Source organism: Paenibacillus residui, assembly GCF_042677205.1.
GTDB classification, from domain to species: Bacteria; Bacillota; Bacilli; order Paenibacillales; family NBRC-103111; genus Paenibacillus_L; species Paenibacillus_L residui.
On the sequence record NZ_JBHTIU010000023.1, the window covers coordinates 30,389 to 47,391 of the forward strand.

Genomic DNA, 17,003 nt, shown 5'->3' on the forward strand with positions numbered 1-17,003 from the left:
AATCAGGGTATGTATACCTGACTTTTTCAGCTCTTTCTAACTCGCTTGTCAAACTTTCTAAGAGAGTAGCTCGCTTTACCTGTTCTCCTAACTTTCTGCTTGAGATTCCTTCTTCTTCAAAACGCTTTAGTACCATACGTTACAACTCCTTATCAATTATTGAAGGTCTGTATTCGGCCCCCGATTTTATGATAAGGATCTGCAATACATAAATAACGTTCAGAGTGTACTACAATCCATCCTTCTGTAACTCTATATCTATTTCAATCAGCTTTTTCAGATCGTCCACCGTCTTAATTTCAATGTGGCCAGCTTGAAAGTCTTTAACCCAGCGTGCAATAGCAGCTTTTACGATCTTGCGATACTGTTCTTTAGACTCCAAGATACCTTCCATCACCGCGAGCTCATGCTGCAGCAGTAAATCTTCATTATTCGTTGTTCCCATTGTCGTTCCCCTCGGCTTTCCGATATGATGGAATGCGAGATAGCGGATGTCAGCTAAATGCCGCGCGCGGCGGGCCGCTATCTCAGCCGGGGGATACCCTGGTCTAAGGGGAGGACGTTACCGCGTCCTCCTTTTTCTTTTATGCTGCTGTTTCAGACCGATGAATAAGAATTGGCTCGATACCAGTCGCTTGCTGGTACCGCTTTTTAATCACATCACAGAATACTGGATCAAGCTCTATGGTCCGGCACGCCCTGCCCATCTGTTCACATGTCATCAATGTGGAGCCGCTACCGCCGAAGAAATCGACGACCAAGTCGCCGCGCTGGCTGCTGTTGCCGATTGGTATGGCCAGCAATTCGAGAGGCTTCTGTGTCGGGTGGACGTATTTCGTGACGTCTCCGCGGGACACTTCCCATACCGTTGTTGGCAAGGGCTCTTCCGCCGGCAATCCCGAACGCCATACCGTCGATTGTCGGCGGTCGCCGTACCAGGCAGGGGACTGCCTGCGCATATGGCCGTAGAAAACCGGCTCATGCTGCCAGCGGTACTGCGACCAACCGAAGGAAGCGGCGTTTTTCACCCAGACACACTGTGAACGGACAACGATGCCTGCTGTGTTCATGGCATCCTCGAATTCACGCTGATAAGAAGAAGGATGGAAGACATAGATTGCTGCGGTGGGTTCCATTGCTGCAACATAGTTCTTAAAAACGGAATGCAAAAAGCCCGCAAATTCCTCTGCGGGCATGTCATCGTTCATTATACTGCTGCGTCCGTCTGCAGCGAGCCGCTCCGAATCGCTCTCTACGGCCACATTGTACGGCGGATCAGTGACAACAAGGGCAGCCTTGGCTCCTTCCATCAATCGTGAGACGTCTTCCGGATCCGTAGCATCGCCACACACTAAAAGATGCCTCCCGAGCTGCCAGACATCGCCGCGGCGCGTCTCTGGCTCCTTGATCTGTTCAAGAGTCCGGCCAACATCGAAATCATCCTCAACCACCTGCGGCTCTATGTCCGGTACGTCCGGCATCCCTGCGATTAGGTCTCCTATCTCATCCTGATCGAAGCCGGTAAGCTCCAAATCCGCCCCGACCACCTGCAGTTCCGAGAGCAATATGGCCAAGGCATCCTCATCCCATCGCCCGCTGATCTTGTTTAACGCGAGGTTAAGCAGACGCTCCTGCTCCGGGTTCAGGTCAACAACGGAAACCTCTACCTCCGAGTGCCCTAGCTCTTTGACAAGGATCTTGAAGCGTTGATGCCCGCCGACCATATTGCCGGTCCGTTCGTTCCAGACGATCGGCTCTACGTACCCGAACGATTCAATGCTGTGGCGCAGTTTCTCGTACTCCGGATCGCCAGGCTGAAGATCGACACGGGGGTTGTAGACTGCTGGATTGATGTGATCTATTGGGATGGTTTGAATGTTCATGTGATCGCTCCTTTTTAAAAAAAGCACTAGATGGTGCTAACTTCTAAAAAACTGTAACTATTTTTCTTCTGCTATACCCCCTCTTTTAAAATGATATTTATCACTACAATTCTTACAATCACAATAAATGTCCCAATTTTTAAACCCTGTAATGTCATCAATTTCATAAGCTACGACGCCTTTTCCACATGGACACTCATATTTCTGTTCGGTTATATGTCCATGTCTATTACTAAAACCTACACTATCACTTTTGGTGTCAATCAGTTTTAAATACATGCCCATCCCTCCCTCTCATTATATTTCGACAAAAGGAAGGGATTTCCTTCAGACTTTGAACTGTAACAACACCAGCCCCCGCCTCTTGCTCCGTCCGATCCGCCGGAAGCCAGCTTTCAAAAAACAAAAGCCCGGATTAGAACTCCGAACTTTCGATTGATCAACATATGTGATTATGCCGTCTGGCGGAGGCTGTCCCCATTCAATGTATGTGGCTTCAACTGCGGCGCGGATCATGTCGCTACTAAGATGGTTGGACTCGTTTCGGAAGATCGCGCACTCCCAAGCTTGAAGCCCGTCATCCCGGATACCTGACCATGTGACCCAAACAGCATCACCTGGAGCCGTCCTCAACACAAGGTTGCGACCAGGCCGACAGAATTGAGGACTCCCGATGGTTTGCCGGGAGTAATGACGATCGGCCAGAAGACGGCAAGCACGATCACCTTTGTGGGTTACAAGCCAAGGACCGTACTCGGGCAATTCCATCATTGTCTGCAGCAGCATCCTCCACTCCTTTGTGTTGAGTCGGTTTCCCCCTCAGGCAAAGCCGTTAATGTTTCACCAGAGCGCCAGAATGGCCCCGTTCCGACTTTCTACGGACTTCATCCTGTAAATATACTACGGGAGCATACGTTCTTGAAACGGGCTTTTATTGCCCGTGAGAGCAGAGAAAAAGCACCGGTTAGGGTGCTTAACTTAATAACTTTAAATTTTATATTTACCAAATGCTTCTATCGCTTGTTGGTCCTCCCACTCATTTCTTTTAGATCTTGAAAAATTACGGCTAACAATTTCTTTCCAGTTATCTAAATTAATTTGAGCGTGTTGATAATAGTCAGTTCTTTTTAACCTAGTTAGTACTCTTTCGAAAGCATCAACTGCTTCTTCCCTGGATTCTTCATCGAAATTATACTTTTGTTGTACCTCTGATGATCTTCTTATAGATTCTTCATTGTTGACGATTGAGCTTCCTTGGGTGTATATAATGCGTTCTAATGTTTCTGTAACAACATTCACCATACCACACACCAAAAAATCTTCATTAATTTTTTCATTATTTAGAAGCTCTAGAACCCTCTCTTTTGTATTCCCAATAAAATCATCTGATGTTACAAAATTCGCGCCTAGTTTGTAGCCAATTTCAAAGAAAATCGCTCTCGGTTCCAGTACCCAAAGGTGTGATTTGTCTTTCCATTCTTCGATGGATTCATAAAATCTTTCTACTCCATCACACTTCGACACAAGGAAGGATTTTCCTGCACCCCTGCCGAAAGTATTAGTCCAAAAGGAGGTTTTTATCTTGGAGAAAGGTTACACCCTAAAATCACCATTTGATTTCGATAACGCTATATTTTTCCGAAAGTCAGTCGAAGTCTGGCAACAGGGCCAATTAATCGACTACGGCGGCCCGATCCAGGGACATTCGGAGATTGCTGTCGTCATAAATGGAGAGAAATACTTAAAGTCCGTCTGCGAATTCAAGGTCCGCTAGACGGATGTTGTTATGTTTCCTACTATAAATAGATAAAGCGAGAAGAGGTACGCCCCGGTTCATTCGCTGCAGTAGCAGCCGTGCGTTTCATTCTCGCTCGATTTCCACAATGCCATAATAACATGTTATTTTCCTCAGGCGGACTTCAACATTTCCCGAAATGTCCCACATTTTCGTCAAAATTCGGTCAGCCGTTCGAAGAACCCAAGCAGTTTCAATGTATTCGCAATTGACAGTATTCCTTCATCGATTCTTCGGTCGATCGTGCTATCGCTCAGCCCCCTCCGAAAAAATAGAATTGTCTCCTTACGACTATATCCCTGGAAGAACCGGTACTCAACTGCTTTCTTTGCATCTTCATCCTGGATCAGACCGGCAGCCCGCTGCAGCATACTTGTGTAAAAACAATACTGCTCATATACCCATTTCTGCTTTTCCGTCAATATGACGGCATTCGCCGTTTTGTCAGCATGATGGTCTTCTGCATCTATCCGGCGTCCTACCTCTCCATCAACGGCCACCAGCGCTAGGTCCTTCTCGAACCGCTCGTAATCTTGCATCAGAGCAATCATATTTGTATATTTTTTGAGAAGGAATTTCGTCTTCTGGATTTCTTGCCTTGTTGCTTCCGAAAAAAGCTCAAACTGCCCCCATACCATCGCCATTCCCCTCATTCCCCTTTTGTGCTATATTGGTTTGAGAGGAATACTAATAGACTCTTCCCCCGCGGTCCGGCCAAGGTGCGGGGGCTTTTTTTATTTTTCTTGCATGATCTTTTCGATATATGCTTTGAGAAAAAAACTTTTTTCTTCTTCCAATTTTGCGATTTCCTTCCGTAGCCGACGATTCTCGTCTAATACGTCACGATAACACTCCAGAACATCGTCAATTTCGACTTCCGGATCAGTCAGTAGGGGAATCATCCCTGGACTGCTTCGACAAAACAAAACACCTTCTTCGGTCCTTATTAGTGATCCTCCATCCTTCAAAGGGTACTCTCTTTCCAACTTTGACCACCAACCTTTTTCATAGATTTAAAATCGGTTGTATTATTGCAGTACGTCTCTTTGCGATCTCAACATATGAGCTATTCCATTCAATGATGGTGCATTCCCGGTTATTTTCCAGTGCTACTTTATAGGTCGTTCCGGATCCGCCGAAAGGATCAAGGACCCGCCCCCCCACCGGAGCACCAGCTAAGATGCACGGCTCAATCAATATTTCGGGAAATGTGGCAAAATGCGCTTCTGAAAATTGGGCCGTGCACACATTCCATACCGATCTCTTATTACGGTATCCGTAATACTTGATGTCTTCTCGTTCTTCCCGATGTTGAGCCGGTTTCCCAGGCACTTTTCCTTCGTTTACTTTCCGACTAAAACTATATGCCTTACCCACTGCTTTCATTGGCCCGTTTGTCTTTGTTCCGCCATTTGCTCGATACGAACCTTGTTGAGCCTCGATATTTTGTGATAATCTAGCTAAACTTGATTCGGCCATTGGTTCTTTTATAGAGTCTTTGTCGTAATAGTATTTCTCTGACTTAGAAAGCAGAAAGATGTATTCATGAGCCTTAGTAGGACGGTCCCTAACGCTTTCTGGCATCGCGTTAGGCTTGTTCCAAATGATATCTGATCTGAGATACCAACCATCTGCTTGCAGCGCAAAGGCTACACGCCATGGGATGCCGACAAGGTCTTTAGATTTAAGGTTTGACGGCAATATTCTTTTAGGCCTTTGCCTAACTGTATCCCCTTGTTTATCTGATAAATAATGCTTTCCATGCCATCTCTCATTAAATCCCTCGTCCCTCCGAGGAGCGCCGGCATAACTATCTCCGAAATTAAGCCATAGGGTTCCATCCTTTCGTAATAAACGCCATACTTCCCGGAAAACCTTTACCATATGAGCAACAAACATTTCAGGAGTTGGTTCTAGACCAAGACAACCGGTCCACTCCGGTACGGTCATGGGCGACAGCCCTGGCATCGGCGTATACGTCACCTCTGGCCAGTATGTCTGGGTCAGACTGTAATCCCGCAGCCCCCAATATGGGGGGGAAGTCACACATGTGTGAAAGGATTCGGCCTCGAGTTGTGGCATAACTTCAATGCAGTTTCCTTGTATGATCATTTTTGATATCCTCCTAATGCACACGAACTGGCACTTCGTCTTCCATGGGAGCCACCCATACCGGATCCCAACTCATTTCGAAGGTGATCCCGGCTTCTGCTTGAGCTCCGGCCAACAGGATTACATTCCCCATTTCCTCCGCTGCGTCCCGGGGAACGGCATTCCCGATATATTCCCGAGCCTTTGCGTCGCTGCATCCCTCAAGCTGGAATGGCCTTCCATCCGGCAAATGCGTCGGGAAGCTTTGGAGCATTGCCAACTCGTAGGTTGTGAGCGGGCGGTGCCATGTTCCGTCCTGGGCGATAATCAACCATACACCTTGTTCGTTGTCCGCCGGGATACGCGGATCGGCGACGGCGGCAGCGCCGGCATGCACATCCATGCTGCCCGTGACGGTCTTGGCCGTTGTACTCCAGTCCTGAACCCCCATGGTATCCGCGCGCGGTGCGCTTTGAATACGAGGGTCAGCAACCAATTGAGCACCACTTTGTACGTCAGTCGTTCCTGTTACGGTGGCGGCGGGCTCACCGTCGGCTTGTACCCGGAATTTATCAGTGTAGCGTCCGGGACGATCAGCGATACGAGGATCGCTTATACTTCCTGCTGCCTGCATAATGCGATTGGCCGATCGAACGGTTTTGGCTGTTGCATCCCAATCCTGGACGCCGTAGCTATCAGGATGAAGCTTTGTATTAATTCGAGGGTCGGCCACCGCGATCGCTCCGCTCCCAAGCCGCGAACCGGTCACACATGGCGCCACTTCATCTACTCGGACAATCCGATACTGCGCCGGATGACGCCCCGGGCGGTATGAAAGCGTAGGGTCCGCAATACATGAAGCGCCCTGATGTGTCCCGGCGGCCCCGGTTACACAAACAGCAGGCTCATCTACTGACTGGATACGGAGCAGGTTGGTCTTTCCTTCGCCGCCAATCTGTAGGCGCGGGTCCGACACCGCGGTAACACCATTGCTGCGGCCCGGTCCTGCCGTGCTCGTTACCGCTCGGCTGGGTTCCTGCCAGTCAGCCACCTCATATGCCCCGCGCCGTGGCTCATGAGTGACGCGCAAGTTTTGCCAGTCCACCTTGTTCAGGTCGCGCCAGTCACCGCCTGCGGGTATCAGGGCCAGGCGCATCCAGGTCTTCCACTGGAGGCGAGGAAGGCGGTGAAGCGGTCCCCCGGCCTCCGTGTCTCCGGGTGCCGGCAACGGGCCGATTACATCACCGATGCTGCGCAGCGGTTTGAGTTCCGGGTAATAGATCACGTTTGGGATTTGCGCTTCATGACGTGCCATGATCAGGAAACGCACTCGGTTTTGGCCGAGCCCGCCGATCTCGCCGAGGTTGTGGTCTGCCCTGATACTGACCGCGTACCCGTATTTGACCAGCAATTTCTTAATTTGCCGCAGCAGCGGTTTCCCTCGGGATGTAATTCGCGGAACGTTTTCGAGTTGAATGATTGCAGGAAGACTTCCGCCATATTCCAAACAAGCCTGCAGCGCCATCTCCAAACCACTTACGGTCAGGTAATTGAGTGCCTGGTATTTATCTGATTCGGATTTTTTCTGCGGCAGAAGCCCGCTCAGCCCCTTACACGGTGGAGATAGAAACAAGAAGAACGGGACTTGCTGCTTGAACGCAAGCCAGATATCCCACGGCGTAACCTCTCGCCAGTCCTCTGGCGGCTTGTGGCCGTGCCATGCTACATACTGCCAGCGTCTGAACAAGTCCATGACCACCGCCGTCTTTTCCCCGGTGATAAGGTCATGATTTCGGCATGCGACAGGATCACTATCAATCGAGCAGAGTAACCGAAAACGGTACACTTTTCCGCCGTACTCCACTTGTGAACGAAGCAGCCCGGCAGATTCCCCGCCGATGCCGCCAAACAAAATTGCGGCCGTTTTATATTCGATGTTTTCAAGAGTGTGCAAGAATACCTTCTCCCTTCAGCAAATGAGTTCATACGTTCCGTTAAAGGGATATAGAAAATCTTCCCCTCAAGCTACTGAGGGGAGGGATCTTCTATTTAAGGGATAAGCAACTTACGCTGCTCCCGGCCCTTTCATGATATCCCGAACCCGTTTTTTGTACAGGTTCCACTTGCTTGAGAGCTGCCCTGATGTAGCTCCGACCGAATGAGCAATCTCCATCCAGGTCTCGCCTGCCTTTTTCCGCTGCAACAAAGAGGGAAAATCAAACTGGATATCATCGAAAGCTGGCTTCTTATTCAAAATGAATTGTTCAAGTTCATCCTTGTCTACTTCAACGGGTGCTTCGGAAACGGCTGGTTCTGCTTTATCTGTATCCTCGAATTCAATCACACCATCATTTTCGCCATCTTTCATCCAATCGGGTAGATCGTCATCCAGATTGTCAGATTCGGGTCCAACCTCTTCTTCGGATACTTCTATATCATTTTGGCCATCATCCTGAATGCTTGCCGACTTGGATTTAACCTCAGGCTTGGCCGCTTGGCCCATATTGGTCTCGGCATCCTGCTTCTGTTCCCGCCACTCGTTCCACTTTGCAGCAAGCGGCGCGATTCGTGAGCGGTATTCATCGATTAATTCAACGATTCGCCCGGACGATAACCCGTAATCAGACGCCAATCGTGAATAGGTCTCTCCGTCTGCCAACCTGGAAACCCAGTCAAAGAAGGGATACGGGAGGTCGTCGTAGGAAGGGGACAAGAGGCTGAGGATAAAGTCGTCTACAATCTTCCGCTCGATTTCTTCGGGAATTTCCTCAATCGGAACCTTCTCTTTAGGCAGATTGAGATCCATCTCCACTTGTTCTCCTTCAGGTTTAATTTCCGACACGACTCCCGATTCATCCACTTTATATTCCCGGATCGGTTTTTGAGTCCTGGCATTGATTTGGACATTATATGTCACCACTGCAGATTCCAACGCTACACGAACCTTTTGATCGATCATATCCGATAGTGTTTCAACGCTGCCGCGGAGATCACTAAGAGATGTTGTCAGGACGATCTCGACCTCGCCTTTCGGTTTCAGATTCACTTTTTTCACGTTCGGATTAAACTCTGTATAAGACATTTTTCACGCACCCCTTAAGATAATTCCTTTATTTTTACTTCGATACGCGGCCTTGCACTATATCGCTTTCTCGCAAACGCATCAACTACTTGACTATCATCCTTCCAAATCACTCCTTTTAGAGAGTCCTTCACACCCTTGAGATAATTGTCCACGTCAGGTTTTGAAGTGGGGAGAATCTCTCCCCTTTCCGCCGCCTCAGCCTTCTTTTTGCTGAAGCTTTTCGGAGTGGAGCGATACACCGTAAGCATCATCCCTATGGGCCCTTCTAGCAAAGCATCCGGTGCATGCTGTACGGCGGCCAGGCGGACAAAATCTTTATAATCACGAGATTTCTTGGGATCATATGCCTTGACGAACCCCCCCGCTGTTGAAAACTTTGGTCGACCTTGTGCGACCGGTTCCCCATACACCGTAAAACTGATCATCTTGCTTTCCTCCTCTCACACCTAAGGCCGTTTTTCCTTCTTGTTGCAACGATATTTCCCCGATTTAGCACGTAAACCTCACCCAGAATGGTGCCACGGCCGTCTCTGATCAGATAACCTATGGACGTTTGGTAAAAAGGATCGATTTTTTTTGTATTGAGAAATCCTCACCTGGGATACACCACTTTCTCCCGGTAATTCAATCTGCAATACTTCTGCCGATTTCTCCGTTTCAGTTCGGCGGCCGCTGAAATCCTGTCTGCAAGTGACGCTTTTTCGTCACAAGCGATCACGTATAACTGGACTCGTGTGGCCAAATGCCAACTCAGTTCGCTTTGTGTCGTCATGACGTTTTCCTCCACATGTCAATGGTTTTTCCATTGGTTGGCGACGGCGTCTCTTTATGCTTCCGATCAAGGCTTACGAACTTGTTATATTGCTTCATGAAGGACAGTTCCACAGTTCCGACCGGCCCGTTCCGCTGCTTCGCGATGATGATCTCGATGATGTTCTTTTTATCGCTCTCCTGGTTGTAGTAATCGTCCCGGTACAGGAAGGCGACAATATCCGCATCCTGCTCAATCGATCCCGATTCCCGTAGGTCGGACATCATCGGACGCTTATCCTGGCGCTGCTCAACTCCCCGGCTAAGTTGGGACAATGCGATAACTGGAACCTCCAATTCGCGAGCCAGCTGCTTAAGCGTCCGGGAGATCTGAGATACTTCCTCCTGCCGGTTTGCACCTCTGCGGCCGCTGCCCTGAATCAGTTGCAGGTAGTCGATCAGGATCAGACCAAGCCCGCGTTCCTTTTTCAGTTTACGGCACTTGGCGCGGATCTCATTGACAGTGATGCCTGGAGTATCGTCAATGTGGATGTCCGCCTCGGACAGCAGTCCAACAGCAGTTGACATCTTCTCCCAATCATTCCCTTCGAAGCGACCCGTCCGCATACGACTGCCGTCAATCTCTGCTTCAGCGCATATCATCCGTTGTACGAGTTGGGTCGCTGACATCTCCAGACTGAAGATGGCTACGGTCTCTTTCTCACGAATGCCTACATTCTGGGCGATATTCAGGGCGAAAGCGGTCTTCCCCACCGACGGCCGCGCCGCGACGATAATTAGATCGCTCTGCTGGAAGCCAGCAGTCATTCGGTCAAGATCCGGAAAGCCTGATTCTATGCCGGTCACGCCCCGATTGGTATCCTTGGCGTTGTAGCGCTCTTCTGCCTCTTCCCAGACCTGTATCAGTACTTGCTTGATTGCTGCAAACTCTCTAACCGTGATCGTCTGGTCAGACAGCCGGCTGACGGCAGTTTCGGCCATTGCCACAAATTCGCGTACATCCTCGCCCTCGCCGGCATTGCGGAGCAAGTTAAGCGCAACGTCCACCGCTTGCCGCCGCAGGAACATCTCTTGTACCCGCCCGGCGTAATAAGAGACATTGGCCGTTGTCGGGACCGAGTTAGCAAGTTGGGTCAAGTAGCTAACGCCGCCGATGCGATTAAGTTCCTCGCTGTCTTGGAGTTGTGCCGTCAATGTCACCAGATCAAGCGGTTGCTCTGCATCCCGCAGTTGCCGCATTGCCCGAAATATCCGGGCATGTCCATCGTCGGCAAATTCTCCACCTTGCAAGGTGTCCACCGCTACGTCGTACACAGCCGAGTCCAAAAGGATCGCTCCAAGTACCGCCTGCTCCGCTTGCAAGTCAAACGGTCTCTCTATTCCCAAATGCTGCAGTACCGATTCACGATCAATCATCGACTCCACCCACTTCACCACGCAATTTTCGTTTGATGCTTTCCCAGTAATCCTCCGGCGGCGGAGTGTTATTCGCCCCCCAAGCATCCAGTCGAGCGAAATGTTCAGCGGCAGTTGCTTTGCTTCGTTGGCTCTCCATCTGATCACCGAGCCGTCCCCGGATATCTGCGATGGTCGGCGGGAAACGCTCGGTCATGATATGTTTTTCCACGTTCTCAAGGGCTGCCCCAAACGGAAAGTCCCGCAGATATTTATAGTGGTGCCGTACGCTTTCGGCACTGCAATCAAATGTAGGATATGCCCGCCTGATGACCTTCAAGAGGTCAATAACATCCGACTCTTTCACGTTGCAACGCTTCCTCCCTCATTCGATCTAGTTCTTCTAAGTCCCGCTGTTGCCTGGTCTTTTTGGCTCCCATAGCTCCGGTAGAATGATCTGAGACCGTAATTGTGCCATTGGATTCTGGACCACCGCGTTCCTGGTATCCCCTTAGCACACCATGCACGTATGCAAGGTTTCGTTTGTCCGGCCCTTGACGATACGCCTCTCGCATCGCCTTCAACAGCCATTCCCCACCATAGTCATCAAACAAGGCCGAAAATTCATCAATATCAAACTGAGTCACTTTACCTCCGGCGATAAAATTTTCCTCGTAGGCTCGGAAGACGTTTCCGAAAGAATAATCATCAGGCGACCGCGCTCTTGTAGTTGTTGTAGTAGTATATTTAATAATTGTTTTAATACTTGTTTTAGAGAGCCGGAAACGCTTGATACGTAAGGGTTTATTCGACCTTGAGGTTCCCTTTTTAGGAACTTTTGAGTTCCCTTTTCGGGAACTTTCCGGTTCCTTATTTGGGAACTTAATTCCCGAATCGGGAACTTTTTCAGGTTCCGTTTTTCGGAAATCAGTTCCCTTTTCAGGAACTTTTTTCGATAGATTCGATGTTCTATTAGATAGGTTTAAACTGATCAATTCGTTCATTTTTTCTTTGTTATACTTTCCAATAATCTCTATTTCCCATTGATCATAATGCTTGTTAATCTGGAACAAATTCATCTCCCTGTCCCAAAAGATAACCCTCTTTGACTCCAGAATTTCGAGTTCGTTTTTGATATGATTCTTACCTACACCACACAACTCGAAATCCTTTAGTTTAGGAATGAGCGCCGATGGTTTACTACCACAACCCCAGCTTAGGGTAAGGATAAAATCTATGATGTCCCTCTGACGCTGCGTGAATTTCCTCTTGATAATCTCCCTATGTATCTCGCTGTTAATTCGTATATGAGCATCCTCGGGTTGCGGATTAACCATTGATACCATCGGCGCACCTCCTCTCCTTAAGCTGATATTACTTTCTTTGTCCCTGTCTGACGATGAATTAGATGCAATTCACCGGGCAAGTTCTTCACTACCAACCAGTTGTTTGGGTTCCAGCCGGCCGATTGGATGGCCAACTTTTGGTTGCGAGTTGGTCGCTTACCGTTTTTCATAGAATTGCACGCTCCTTCTTCAACCGTTCTTGCCACTCTTTCGGATAACGACAACCTTTCGCTGGTTCCTCATAATGCCTCCGACCTAGCACGAAGGAAACGAATGTATCACTGCTCCGTTCATAATAAAAGCCATTTAAAGGTTGTTCGGCAGGGATATCATTGAAAAGTTCAAGTTGTATAGGCTCTGTCAAAGGTCGCGCCCCCTTTCATCTCTCAAAAACACAATCGGGTACTTTACCCGGACCACCGTCCATCCAGGGTATCCCCGGGCGAAGTATGCACGTGTTTCTCGCATAAATTCCTCACGATCGACGCGCATCAGTCGCCAGATTCGATCGCCCATCATGCTCTGTAGAAGCGGCCGGCCGAACTCGTCATTCACGCTACTTGCACTTCCACGCCGCCGTCGGCGTTATCAAATCGAATCACTTGGTCGAAAGCAGCCTGAGCGTCTTCAATATGCGTGATGACCAGGACTCTCTTAAATCGGCTAGACACTGACTTGATAGATTCGAGCACGAGCGCACGGTGCTCCGCATCCTGAGAGCCGAGCCCCTCGTCGATTGTTAGCCATTCAACCTTGCTGCCGGCACGTTGGGCAAGTAGCTCAGCCAGTGCGAAACGGATGGCATAATCAATGCGGAGTTGCTCCCCACCGGAGAATGTCTCGTATGGGCGCTCTGAAGTCCAATCGCCGATCATGATATCTAGCGTTTCGGCGACTCCGTCCTTGCTCTTAAGCTCTCGTTGCGTTTCAAACCGGATATAATGCTTGCCCTTTGACATTTGGCCAAGAATCTCGTTAGCGATGCGTTCAAGCTGCGGAACGGCGTTTTCGATGATGAGCGCAGGGATACCATCGCGCCCGAAGGCCTTGATTAGTGACTGATATCGGGTCCATCGGACAGACTTCGGCTCCAACTCGGCGGCCAATCGGTCGCGTTCCTGCTGGTCAGCGTCGAGCGCGGCCAGCATCGCCTTGATCCCTCCAATCTGCTCGGCCAGTGCCGAGAGATGCCGGCGACGCTGTTGGAGCAGCTCCTGTACAGCGAACAACTTCTCCCTCAGCGAATCAAACTCCAGCGTTTCAAGGACGAGAGCTTCATGTTCATGCACATACTCGTCTTGCCGCTCCTCCTTGCCAGCAATCTCGCGATCGATGGCGGCGATTCGTTCCTGAGTGTTGGCCACAGTCTCCCGAGCAGCCGAGATCTGATCCTTGAGCCGCGCCCAGCGATCGATGTCGGCCGCTTTTGCCGCCAATTCTGGAAGCGGCGCCAAATCTGCCTCCAGTTCGTCCACTTGCTGCTGCAGAGCATTCCGCCGCTGCTCCCCCGCAGTCAAACGCGCCGACTTTTCCTGTTGCTGCTGTTCCAGCTGCTGAAGCAGCTCATCTTTGCCAGCAAGTTGGGCGTATACGGTGGCTGCCTCGCGCAACTCGTTCACTTTGTCTTTACATGCTTGATGGGCTGCGTAATCATACCCCAGATTGACCTGATCAGCCGCCACGGCAGCAATGTTTGCTGTCAATTTGACGAGGCTGCTCCAATCCAATTGCTCCAGTTGATCCCGCAGTGCTGGCAAATCCGCAACGGCCGCAGCAGCAGCTCGTTGAAACTTGCATGTAGGAAGGCAGCCGCTGTCATGGATATGAGCCTTTTGCCGCTCAAGCTCGGCAATTCTGTCGTTGAGACGTTGCTCGTCGAGTTTCATTAGAGCTTCTTCACGGTCCCGCTGTGCCTCAAGGGTACGCAATTCCGCCTCCAACCGGTTCCACCGGTCCGCTTTCTCCTCGAATTCCCGAAGCCGCTGCGTCTCTGCCTCGTGTACCTCCGCCTGCTGCCGTAGCGTCTCCCGCCCGGCGAGCTGCCGCTGTAATACCGTTATGCGATCGCCCAGCCGAAGAAGGTCATCCTCCAACTGGTACAAATCCGCTTGGGTAACGGTCAAATCGCGCTGCAGTCGGTCCAATTCGGGCTTCCGCGCTTCCAGAGTCGCGAGCTGCCGCTTGATCTGATCCAGTTCAGCTGACTTTTCCATGATGGCCGCTTCGTTGGCCAAGATCTTCGCAGCACGTTCCTTGCGCCCGAGTTGTTCATTCTTTTCGGCCCGCAATGCCGCAATCTCTTTACTTAATTCCGACACTTCCCGTTCAATCTGCTGAATCCGAGCCCGCTTTCCATCAATAGCAGCAATCTGAGCCTCGACAGTTTTCACGACCATTTCGTCCTCCGCGATCATATCTAGTGTGACGCTGTGCTGATCCTCGGCCACCCGCAACTCATTTTCCTTTGCCGGTCGGACGGATAAACGTTCGTCCAGTGCAAGGATCCTGTCCTTAGCCTTCTCAATCTCAATGTTCAGGGAAGCGGCCCGCTGCCGGGCACGTTCCTGCAGTTCTTCGTATACGTTCAGACCGAGGATCTGCGAGAGAATCTCCTTTCGCTTGCCTGCCGTCGCGCCGGTGAAGGCGTTGGCCTGGCCTTGCAATATCATGCTGCTGGCCGTAAACGTCTCGTCGTCCAGGTTGAGCAAAGCCCGTATTTTTGCCTCCGTGTCAGTGATCTTCTCGGCCGACCGGCTTTCCCAGGCTCCGTTAACCTGCTGCTGTAGCTCAAGCGTGGACTTTCCCTTACCCTTTGTCGACCGCGTCCGGATAACCCGGTAAACGCTACCCTGGTGCTCAAAAACGAAGGTTACGGACATCTCCTGCGCACCGCGGCGGACCAGGTCGTCAAGGCTAATCCCTTTGATTACGTCCCCAAATAGAGCAAACCGTGGTGACAAGGTAAAGGCTGAGGACTTACCGGCGCCGTTACGACCAGCAATGGCTGCCAATGTTACAGCCGACAAATCAATGTCGGCATGCTCGATGGCTCTGAAGTTATGGATAATAAGGCGTAATGGAATCATCCTGCAGCATCCTCCTTATTGAATTGTTTCCACTCTTCTGGCCATGTATATTTTCCATCAACCATCTGTACAACAATATGATCACCGCTATCTGTGACACGAATTTCCCTGAACATTCCCGTCCTGCCGTGCAATTGAGTATATCGAAAGACTTCTTCAGCTGAATTCAGAGTAACAGCCGGTGTATGCCAGCCGTCGGGTTCAGGAAAACAGTACCCATAAAACTGTTCACTCAGTTGAATTTCCTTTGCACATGTAGGAGAATTGCAGACTGTTCGAGTGTCATCGTACCACCCACAAGCTCCCCACTCATGTACACATGCATCATCCTCAGTACAGCCGCAAACCCTACATATTCCTGGATTCAAGCTACTCATACACTTCCCTCCAACAATTCAGTAGTCAACGCCTGGAGCTCAACAATCTCCGATTCTTTTATTTCCTGATTGGTCCCCCAAGCGGCCAGTGCCGTCAGAGGGTTCAGCCCTTCTGTAACCTCTGCGTCCCGGATCCGTTCTGATCGTTCAACCTCCGCACGGATCTCCGCCACGAAGAAAGCTCCAGCATCGTACAACGCTTTTTCGAGTGAGCGCCGGTCAAACCGCTTCTGCAGCTCCTCACTACAGGCATACCGGACCCGGACAATCGCATCCTTTATTGAAGAAAAGTCGTCCACCTGACCATCCAGCCAAGCCTCAATGTCCATGTCACACCAGTCGATGGTCTTAAAGCGGCGCGCCGGCGTCTTAATGAATTCTGAATTGGCAAATTTCGTCGTGAACGTCTCGGTATCATGAATCCAGAAACCTGGCGTCGTTCGTTCATCTCCAAAATTGTGCCGCTCCGGAGCACCACTGTAGTAGACATTGCTCCCAGCAAGCTGCGGCCGGTGTATGTGACCAAGGCAAACGAGATCAAACATACGTGCGGCCTCGTCAGTCAGAACCGGCTCATTTTGAAGTAGAGCATCCTCAAAGCCGGTTTCGGCCAGGTCGTAAGTCAGGTGAGACATGAGGATAACGGGACCACTAAGCCCGGCGCGGAGATCACGGCAAGTGTCTGTAATCCAGTCCGTCATCTTCGCATGAAATTCATGTGGAGGCAGCCCTGCGAACTCGTCCTTCAGGGCGAACGATGACCGGTTTATACCCGGGAGGCAGGCAACGATCACCTCTCCGTCAGTTGGTAGCGAGGCGATTCCCGGCTCAGTGAATACCTGAACACCAGGAATCTGCATCTCTCTAATGAGGTGATAGGCGCTAATCGCATCGTGCGACGGCGTGCCGCTGATCACGATGACCTCAATGCCAGCATCCGAAAGTCGACGAAGCCAGGACACAAATGCCTTGATTTCTGCTGTAGCCCGTTCGATATAAACCCGGGCGTCCTTAAAAGCGTCGCCGGCGAATAATACTAGCTCGCAACCCTCCGAAATAATTCGATCTGCAACCCAGTCCATCGTTCGAGTAATATCCTCAAACCGGGCTGACGGCGTGGGGCCCGGATACCCGAAGCCCCAATGTGCGTCTGCAATATGTGCTATTTTCATAT

18 protein-coding genes are annotated in these 17,003 nt (G+C 50.4%); all 18 read right to left on the minus strand.

Going from position 1 to position 17,003, the window contains the following annotated elements; translation table 11 throughout:
• Positions 1–229: 229 nt before the first annotated feature.
• The gene (locus ACFQ03_RS06450; protein ID WP_379286909.1) at positions 230–445 is read right to left on the minus strand and encodes a hypothetical protein; all 216 of its coding nucleotides are present in this window, start codon (positions 443–445) and stop codon (positions 230–232) included.
• A gap of 139 nt (positions 446–584) precedes the next feature.
• On the minus strand, positions 585–1,883 hold the full coding sequence (locus ACFQ03_RS06455) for a site-specific DNA-methyltransferase (RefSeq protein WP_379286911.1): 1,299 nt from the start codon (positions 1,881–1,883) through the stop codon (positions 585–587).
• 57 nt (positions 1,884–1,940) lie between these two features.
• Positions 1,941–2,162 carry a hypothetical protein gene (locus ACFQ03_RS06460; protein ID WP_379286913.1) on the minus strand — a complete coding sequence of 74 codons (222 nt, stop codon included), beginning with the start codon at positions 2,160–2,162 and terminating at the stop codon, positions 1,941–1,943.
• 708 nt (positions 2,163–2,870) lie between these two features.
• On the minus strand, positions 2,871–3,407 hold the full coding sequence (locus tag ACFQ03_RS06465; protein WP_379286915.1) for a hypothetical protein: 537 nt from the start codon (positions 3,405–3,407) through the stop codon (positions 2,871–2,873).
• 426 nt (positions 3,408–3,833) lie between these two features.
• Positions 3,834–4,322: a hypothetical protein gene (locus ACFQ03_RS06470; RefSeq protein ID WP_379286917.1), complete on the minus strand. Its 489-nt coding sequence runs from the start codon at positions 4,320–4,322 to the stop codon at positions 3,834–3,836.
• 90 nt (positions 4,323–4,412) lie between these two features.
• Positions 4,413–4,664, minus strand: coding sequence for a hypothetical protein (locus ACFQ03_RS06475; RefSeq protein WP_379286919.1), 252 nt, complete (start codon positions 4,662–4,664; stop codon positions 4,413–4,415).
• Positions 4,665–4,683: 19 nt separating this feature from the next.
• Positions 4,684–5,790, minus strand: a complete 1,107-nt coding sequence (locus tag ACFQ03_RS06480) for a DNA-methyltransferase (RefSeq protein WP_379286921.1) — start codon at positions 5,788–5,790, stop codon at positions 4,684–4,686.
• Positions 5,791–5,803: 13 nt separating this feature from the next.
• Positions 5,804–7,723: a DNA cytosine methyltransferase gene (locus tag ACFQ03_RS06485; protein WP_379286923.1), complete on the minus strand. Its 1,920-nt coding sequence runs from the start codon at positions 7,721–7,723 to the stop codon at positions 5,804–5,806.
• 111 nt (positions 7,724–7,834) lie between these two features.
• Positions 7,835–8,851 carry a hypothetical protein gene (locus ACFQ03_RS06490; RefSeq protein ID WP_379286924.1) on the minus strand — a complete coding sequence of 339 codons (1,017 nt, stop codon included), beginning with the start codon at positions 8,849–8,851 and terminating at the stop codon, positions 7,835–7,837.
• Between the two features lie 14 nt (positions 8,852–8,865).
• Positions 8,866–9,279, minus strand: a complete 414-nt coding sequence (locus ACFQ03_RS06495) for a RusA family crossover junction endodeoxyribonuclease (RefSeq protein WP_379286926.1) — start codon at positions 9,277–9,279, stop codon at positions 8,866–8,868.
• Between the two features lie 167 nt (positions 9,280–9,446).
• The gene (locus tag ACFQ03_RS06500) at positions 9,447–9,626 is read right to left on the minus strand and encodes a hypothetical protein (protein ID WP_379286928.1); all 180 of its coding nucleotides are present in this window, start codon (positions 9,624–9,626) and stop codon (positions 9,447–9,449) included.
• Positions 9,623–11,041, minus strand: a complete 1,419-nt coding sequence (gene dnaB / locus ACFQ03_RS06505; protein WP_379286930.1) for a replicative DNA helicase — start codon at positions 11,039–11,041, stop codon at positions 9,623–9,625. The genes ACFQ03_RS06500 and dnaB overlap by 4 nt, the downstream gene beginning before the upstream one ends.
• Positions 11,034–11,387 carry a hypothetical protein gene (locus tag ACFQ03_RS06510; RefSeq protein WP_379286932.1) on the minus strand — a complete coding sequence of 118 codons (354 nt, stop codon included), beginning with the start codon at positions 11,385–11,387 and terminating at the stop codon, positions 11,034–11,036. The genes dnaB and ACFQ03_RS06510 overlap by 8 nt, the downstream gene beginning before the upstream one ends.
• Positions 11,365–12,366, minus strand: a complete 1,002-nt coding sequence (locus tag ACFQ03_RS06515; RefSeq protein WP_379286934.1) for a replication protein — start codon at positions 12,364–12,366, stop codon at positions 11,365–11,367. The genes ACFQ03_RS06510 and ACFQ03_RS06515 overlap by 23 nt, the downstream gene beginning before the upstream one ends.
• A 17-nt stretch (positions 12,367–12,383) precedes the next feature.
• Positions 12,384–12,536, minus strand: coding sequence for a DUF6906 family protein (locus ACFQ03_RS06520; protein ID WP_379286936.1), 153 nt, complete (start codon positions 12,534–12,536; stop codon positions 12,384–12,386).
• Positions 12,537–12,917: 381 nt separating this feature from the next.
• Positions 12,918–15,452: an AAA family ATPase gene (locus ACFQ03_RS06525; protein ID WP_379286937.1), complete on the minus strand. Its 2,535-nt coding sequence runs from the start codon at positions 15,450–15,452 to the stop codon at positions 12,918–12,920.
• A complete protein-coding gene (locus tag ACFQ03_RS06530; protein ID WP_379286939.1) occupies positions 15,449–15,829 on the minus strand; it encodes a hypothetical protein in 381 nt (126 codons plus the stop codon). The genes ACFQ03_RS06525 and ACFQ03_RS06530 overlap by 4 nt, the downstream gene beginning before the upstream one ends.
• Complete coding sequence (locus ACFQ03_RS06535) at positions 15,826–17,001, minus strand: metallophosphoesterase family protein (RefSeq protein ID WP_379286941.1); 1,176 nt, start codon at positions 16,999–17,001, stop codon at positions 15,826–15,828. Before ACFQ03_RS06535 ends, ACFQ03_RS06530 begins: the two co-directional genes overlap by 4 nt.
• Between the last annotated feature and the right edge of the window lie 2 nt (positions 17,002–17,003).

Coding starts and splice junctions, on each gene's coding strand:
- ACFQ03_RS06535 (WP_379286941.1), bottom strand. CDS start 17,001: ATGAAAATAGCACATATTGCAGACGCACATTGGGGCTTCGGGTATCCG.
- ACFQ03_RS06520 (WP_379286936.1), bottom strand. CDS start 12,536: ATGAAAAACGGTAAGCGACCAACTCGCAACCAAAAGTTGGCCATCCAA.
- ACFQ03_RS06455 (WP_379286911.1), bottom strand. CDS start 1,883: ATGAACATTCAAACCATCCCAATAGATCACATCAATCCAGCAGTCTAC.
- ACFQ03_RS06515 (WP_379286934.1), bottom strand. CDS start 12,366: ATGGTATCAATGGTTAATCCGCAACCCGAGGATGCTCATATACGAATT.
- ACFQ03_RS06490 (WP_379286924.1), bottom strand. CDS start 8,851: ATGTCTTATACAGAGTTTAATCCGAACGTGAAAAAAGTGAATCTGAAA.
- ACFQ03_RS06480 (WP_379286921.1), bottom strand. CDS start 5,790: ATGATCATACAAGGAAACTGCATTGAAGTTATGCCACAACTCGAGGCC.
- ACFQ03_RS06525 (WP_379286937.1), bottom strand. CDS start 15,452: ATGATTCCATTACGCCTTATTATCCATAACTTCAGAGCCATCGAGCAT.
- dnaB (WP_379286930.1), bottom strand. CDS start 11,041: ATGATTGATCGTGAATCGGTACTGCAGCATTTGGGAATAGAGAGACCG.
- ACFQ03_RS06495 (WP_379286926.1), bottom strand. CDS start 9,279: ATGATCAGTTTTACGGTGTATGGGGAACCGGTCGCACAAGGTCGACCA.
- ACFQ03_RS06500 (WP_379286928.1), bottom strand. CDS start 9,626: ATGACGACACAAAGCGAACTGAGTTGGCATTTGGCCACACGAGTCCAG.
- ACFQ03_RS06460 (WP_379286913.1), bottom strand. CDS start 2,162: ATGTATTTAAAACTGATTGACACCAAAAGTGATAGTGTAGGTTTTAGT.
- ACFQ03_RS06530 (WP_379286939.1), bottom strand. CDS start 15,829: ATGAGTAGCTTGAATCCAGGAATATGTAGGGTTTGCGGCTGTACTGAG.
- ACFQ03_RS06470 (WP_379286917.1), bottom strand. CDS start 4,322: ATGGCGATGGTATGGGGGCAGTTTGAGCTTTTTTCGGAAGCAACAAGG.
- ACFQ03_RS06450 (WP_379286909.1), bottom strand. CDS start 445: ATGGGAACAACGAATAATGAAGATTTACTGCTGCAGCATGAGCTCGCG.